The sequence below is a fragment of the Rhodococcus sp. ENV425 genome (assembly GCF_002887785.1).
In the GTDB taxonomy this organism is placed as follows: domain Bacteria; phylum Actinomycetota; class Actinomycetes; order Mycobacteriales; family Mycobacteriaceae; genus Rhodococcus; species Rhodococcus aetherivorans.
The window spans coordinates 31,644-36,781 of record NZ_PCZU01000067.1 but is presented as its reverse complement, the minus strand read 5'-3'; the positions used below and the strand labels follow the sequence as shown (position 1 = coordinate 36,781).

General features: G+C 70.4%; 6 protein-coding genes and 1 pseudogene. 4 read left to right on the top strand and 3 right to left on the bottom strand.

Features of this window, described 5'->3' with window-relative positions; all coding sequences use genetic code 11:
- Positions 1–572, top strand: a 572-nt coding sequence (locus tag CQZ88_RS05335) for an RNA-guided endonuclease TnpB family protein (RefSeq protein WP_146034254.1), incomplete at its 5' end; no start/stop codon positions are given.
- On the opposite strand, the pseudogene CQZ88_RS05330 reads toward CQZ88_RS05335, so the two are convergent.
- Positions 536–1,044 (bottom strand): annotated as a pseudogene (locus tag CQZ88_RS05330) (metallophosphoesterase). The gene CQZ88_RS05335 and the pseudogene CQZ88_RS05330 overlap by 37 nt on opposite strands.
- 108 nt (positions 1,045–1,152) lie before the next feature.
- Between CQZ88_RS05330 and CQZ88_RS05325 the strand changes: the two are divergent.
- A complete protein-coding gene (locus tag CQZ88_RS05325) occupies positions 1,153–2,940 on the top strand; it encodes a thiamine pyrophosphate-requiring protein (RefSeq protein ID WP_029546274.1) in 1,788 nt (595 codons plus the stop codon).
- A 106-nt stretch (positions 2,941–3,046) separates the two neighbouring features.
- Positions 3,047–3,718 carry a phosphate signaling complex protein PhoU gene (gene phoU / locus CQZ88_RS05320; protein WP_006931809.1) on the top strand — a complete coding sequence of 224 codons (672 nt, stop codon included), beginning with the start codon at positions 3,047–3,049 and terminating at the stop codon, positions 3,716–3,718.
- Here the strand turns inward: phoU and CQZ88_RS05315 are convergent.
- Complete coding sequence (locus CQZ88_RS05315; protein WP_029546276.1) at positions 3,669–4,058, bottom strand: hypothetical protein; 390 nt, start codon at positions 4,056–4,058, stop codon at positions 3,669–3,671. The two genes, phoU and CQZ88_RS05315, sit on opposite strands and share 50 nt — an antisense overlap.
- On the opposite strand from CQZ88_RS05315, the gene CQZ88_RS05310 reads away from it, so the two are divergent.
- A complete protein-coding gene (locus tag CQZ88_RS05310) occupies positions 4,057–4,854 on the top strand; it encodes an SDR family oxidoreductase (protein ID WP_051359216.1) in 798 nt (265 codons plus the stop codon). The genes CQZ88_RS05315 and CQZ88_RS05310 overlap by 2 nt on opposite strands.
- Positions 4,855–4,917: 63 nt before the next feature.
- On the opposite strand, the gene CQZ88_RS30475 is transcribed toward CQZ88_RS05310, so the two are convergent.
- A partial coding sequence (locus tag CQZ88_RS30475; protein WP_258008450.1) for a DUF1214 domain-containing protein occupies positions 4,918–5,138 on the bottom strand: 221 nt, incomplete at its 5' end.

Genomic DNA, 5,138 nt, shown 5'->3' with positions numbered 1-5,138 from the left:
ATCACGGGCACCGGAAACGGTGTGCGGCGGAGTTGGCGAGAGCGCAGCGAACGATGGCGCGGCGCCGCCGAGGCAAGGGACACCCACCCTCGAAGGGCTATCGGCGGGCCCGCACCCAGGCCGCGAAGGTACAGAAGAAGGCGGCCCGGCAGAACCGGCACGACGGCCGGATCTGGGCCGGGACCGTGGTCGATGCGCATCATCTCGTCGCGGTGGAGGATTTCAAACCCAGGTTCCTGTCGAAGTCGACGATGGCGCGCAAGGCCGCCGATGCCGCGATCGCGACGGTGAAACGAGAGTTGATCGAGCAGGGCAGGCGGGCCGGCCGGAAGGTGGTGTTGGTGCGGCCCGCGTACACGACCATGACGTGTTCGAGGTGTTTCGCAAGAGCCAAGCAACCCCTCGGACTCGAGGAACGAATTTTCCGATGCCGAGCATGCGGGCACACCGCGTGCCGGGACCGGAACGCTGCCAGAGTGGTTCTGGCTGTGGCGGAGCGTGGCCACACCGGTGTCGACGACGTGAGTCAAACGGATCACCTCCCTCCGGGTGGGGGTGCGGTTGCGGTCTGAGTCGGGAATCTCCTGCCTTCAGGAAGGAGAGGCGTTAAGAAGGTGCAGAACGGTTGTCGCCGACGGTCCGTCGGCGACCCCGGGTTCAGCAGCCGCAGCCCCGCGGCCGTAGTGGTGTCCCACGGGATGTGGCTGTGCCCGAACACCAGGACGTCGGGTCCGGATACGCCGCCGACATCCGCCTGTCGCGGCCTGCCGAGGCTCCGGTCTCGTGGACGACGGCGAAGCGCACATCCTCCAGCGTCACGCGTGCGATCTCGGGCATCCGGCCCCGCAATTCCGCGCCGTCGTTGTTGCCCCAGCACGCGACCAACCGTCCGGCCCGCTCGGACAATGCGTCGAAGAACGCGACCTCGACCCAGTCGCCGGCGTGCAGCACCACGTCGGCGCGGTCGACCTCCTCCCACACCCGCGCCGGCAGGTCCCGCGCGCGGACGGGGACGTGGGTGTCGGCCAGCAGCAGCAACCTCATGCGACCAGTGTGCCGCCCACCCGAGGTTTCGCACGGCTCCCACCGGGCACCCGGCCCCGGAGGACACGACGAAGGACGCCCGCGCCGGGCGCCACCGGGAGGAACGGCATGGCCAACGTCGCCGACGGGATAGTCGACCGACTCCGGGCGTGGGGCGTCCACCGCGTCTTCGGCTACGCCGGAGACGGGATCGACCCGATCCTGGCCGCCCTGGATCGGGCGGCCGAGCACATCGAACTCGTCACCGCCCGGCACGAGGAGATGGCGGCCTTCATGGCCACCGGGCACGCGAAATACACCGGGGAGGTAGGAGTGTGCCTCGCCACCCAGGGACCCGGGGCGGTGCATCTGCTCACCGGCCTCTACGACGCCAAGCTGGACGGCAAACCGGTGGTGGCGATCGTCGGACACGTGGTGACGACGGCCCAGGGCAGCGGCTACCAGCAGGAAGTCGCGCTGCCCACGCTGTTCAAGGACGTGTGCGCCCAGTACGTGCAGACCCTCGATACCCCCGAACAACTCGGCGCGGTGCTCGACAACGCCTTCCGCACCGCACGGGCGACCTCCAGCCCGACGTGTGTGATCGTCCCGCACGACGTGCAGCAGGCCGACGTCGCCGGGGAGGAGCACGCCCACGGCGTGGTCCCCAGCGCCGCGACGGTCGCGGTCCCGCGGGTGCTGCCCACCGACGCCGATCTCGACCGGGCCGCCGACCTGCTCAACGCCGGGCGACGGGTCGCGCTGCTCGTCGGCCAGGGCGCATACGGCGCGGCCCCGGAGATCGGCGAGGTCGCGGAGCTGCTCGGCGCCGGCGTCACGACGTCGCTGCTCGGCAAACCGGTGATCGACGAGTCCCGGGACTGGGCCTGCGGTGTCATGGGACACCTCGGCACGACCGCCTCTGCGGACCTGACGGCCGGATGCGACACCCTGCTGATCGTGGGCAGCAACGATCCGTGGACGGAGTTCTATCCCGCCCCGGGACAGGCACGTGCCGTGCAGATCGACATCGCCGCCCGCAACCTCGGCGCCAAGTATCCCGTCGAGGTGCCCCTCGCCGGGGACGCCCGCGAGACCCTGCGCGCCCTGCTGCCCCGGCTGCACCGGACCGCCGGACCGTGGCGCCGCGACGTCGAGCAGATGGTCCGGAACTGGCGGCGGATCGCCGCCGCACGGTGCACGGAGCCCCCGGACGGTCTCGATCCGCAGGCCGTCGTCCTCGATCCGCAGGCTGTCGTCGCAGCCCTGTCCGACCGGCTCCCGGCGGACGCCCAGGTGGCGGTGGACGTCGGATCGGTCGTGTATTGGTACGCGCGTTTCCTGCGACTGCCGCCGGGAGTACCGGCGCACCTGTCGAGCACGCTCGCATCGATGGGGTCCGCGATGCCGTACGGACTGGCCGCCAAGCTCGCCCATCCGGATCGTCCGGTGATCGCCCTGGCCGGGGACGGCGCCATGCAGATGAACGGCATCTCGGAGCTGATCACCCTTGCCCACCGCTGGCGAGACTGGGCCGATCCGCGCTTCGTCGTCCTCGTCCTCGACAACGGCGACCTCACCGAAGTGTCCTGGGAGCAGAGGGAAATGGAGGGCGACGCCCGCATCCCCGCCTCGCAGACCGTCCCGCCCTTCCCCTATGCCGACTACGCCCGGCTGCTCGGCCTGGAGGGCATCCGGGTCGATCGCCCCGAGGACGTCGACGGGGCGTGGCACACCGCCCTGACCGCCGACCGTCCGGTGCTGATCCAGGCGGTCGTCGATCCGGCTACCCCGCTGCTGCCGCCGCGCGCCTCTGCGGACAAGGTCGAGAAGATGCTCCAGGCCCTCGAGCGGGAAGGCGCGCACACGGCCGCACAGCGGCTGCGGCGGCAGCGCGAGCAGGAAGCCGAGAACTGACGGCGGCGGTTCCCCGGCCCGAAGGGCCTCCACCGGGCGTCGACGGGGCCGCTTCCGGGTATACCCCCGTAACGGCAACGGAGGACAGCGCAGTGGATCGGTGTACATGAGGGCCTCGTTCGATCAACAGTTACGCGACCTCACCGGCAGGCTCCGCGGTCTCGCCGAGCTCGCGGCGAAGGCCCTGGAGCTGTCGACGCGTGCGCTGCTCGACGGCGACGTGGCCGCGGCCGAGGAGGCGCTCGATCTCGGCGAGCAGATCGACACGTTGCACACCGAGTGCAGCGAGCGGGCCGTGGCGATCCTGGCGTTGCAGCATCCGGTGGCCGGCGATCTCCGGTTCGTCTTCTCGGCGGTGCGGATGAGCAGCGACCTGGCGCGGATGGGCCAGCTCGCCCTGCACATCGCGCGGGCAGCCCGGCGGCGCACCCCCGGAGAGCTCGCCCCCGACGAGGTCCGGGACGACATCGCCCGGATGGGCGAACTCACGGCCGGCATGGCGCGCGGACTGTGTGACGTCTTCACGGAGCCGAATCTGGAGCTGGTCACCCGGGTCCGGAGCACCGACGCGGAACTCGACGCCGTCCACGCCCGTCTGCTCGGGACGCTCCGGGACCCGGCGTGGACGCACGGCGTGACCCCCGCCGTCGACCTCGCCCTGGTGGCACGCTTCTACGAACGCTTCGGGGACCAGGCCGTGGACGTGGCCGAACGGGTCATCTTCCTCATCACCGGGCGGCGCCCCGACGGCGATCCAGCTCCACCCGAGCGGCCCTGAGAATGTGCCCGGGCCGGTCCGGGTTCACGGTCCGTTCGAGGTCGCCGACGAACTCCTCCAGGCGCTCCGTGGGCCACGATTCGAGTCCCGCGCCCGTGCGTTCGGGATAGGCGGCGTGGACGACGTCGAGAATCCGGTGTGCGAGCCGGCGCGCGTCCGCCACGCCGAGGCGGTGGGTCGTGCCGTCGACGGTGACATCCAGCCCGTCGCCGGTGTCGGTCACGGCAAAGGTCTCATGGGTGCACCTCCTGTGCTCACCGGTCATGACGTTACTCGAGGTGAGCGCCCGTCGACCACCGATCGGCGTGGAGGGGACGACGAGCGGGTACAGGCCCTGCATGAATATTCCTGCACCCGAGAGACTTGCGATCGTCACCGGAGCCGATTCGGGAATCGGAAAAGCCACCGCCGAGGTGCTGGCCTCGGAGGGATTCGACGTAGGCATCACGTTCCACACCGACGAGGCCGGGGCCCGGAACACCCGGGACGGGATCGAGGAGCGCGGACAGCGCTGCTTCGTCGTCCACCAGGACCTGACCAGTCCGGACACCGCCGACGTCGTCGACACGCTCGCCGAGAAGCTCGGCGGCCTGGGCGTTCTGGTCAACAACGCCGGAACCGGGCACATGGACCGGATCCTCGACCTGAGCTACGACACGTGGCGGGAGGTTCTCGCGACCGACCTCGAGGGTCCGTTCCTGTGCGCTCAGCGCGCCGCCCGGCGGATGATCGCGGGCGGCCGCGGTGGCCGGATCATCAACGTCACGAGTGTGCACGAGCACATCCCCCGGCTCGGCGCCGCCGCCTACTGCAGCGCCAAGGCCGGCCTGGGCATGCTCACCAAGTGCCTCGCACTCGAGCTGGGACGGCACGGCATCCTCGTCAATGCGATTGCGCCGGGCGAGATCTCGACCCCGATGACGGGCATGGACGAATCCCAGGCGTATCGTGAGGACCGCCCCGGCAACCCGGTCGGCCGGCCCGGGCACGTCAACGAGGTCGCGTCGGCCATCGCATTCCTCGCGTCGCCGCGCTCGTCGTACCTCACGGGCGGCTCGATTCCCGTCGACGGTGGACTGATGCTCATGGCGGCACACGGCCACGACATGGCCGGGGAGAGCTGGCGCGAGATCTGAGATCGCACCGACCTGATCTCCGCAGTACCGGGCGGAGGGCACGACGAGGCCGCGTCGGCGCCTCTACGCGAGTCGCTCGATGTCCGGTAGCTGCCACGTCTTGTCGAACCACGGTGCGAGGGGACCGTACAGCCGGAACATGGCCCACCAGCTCTTGCCGGGAACGGTCTGGATCCAGTTGTGACCGTCCTCGGGCTGTTCGGGACCGAAGTGGACGTCGACGGAGCCGTCCTCGTTCGTGGTGAAATCCCGGTCCTGGCTCGTCACCGACGGCCACTCCTGTC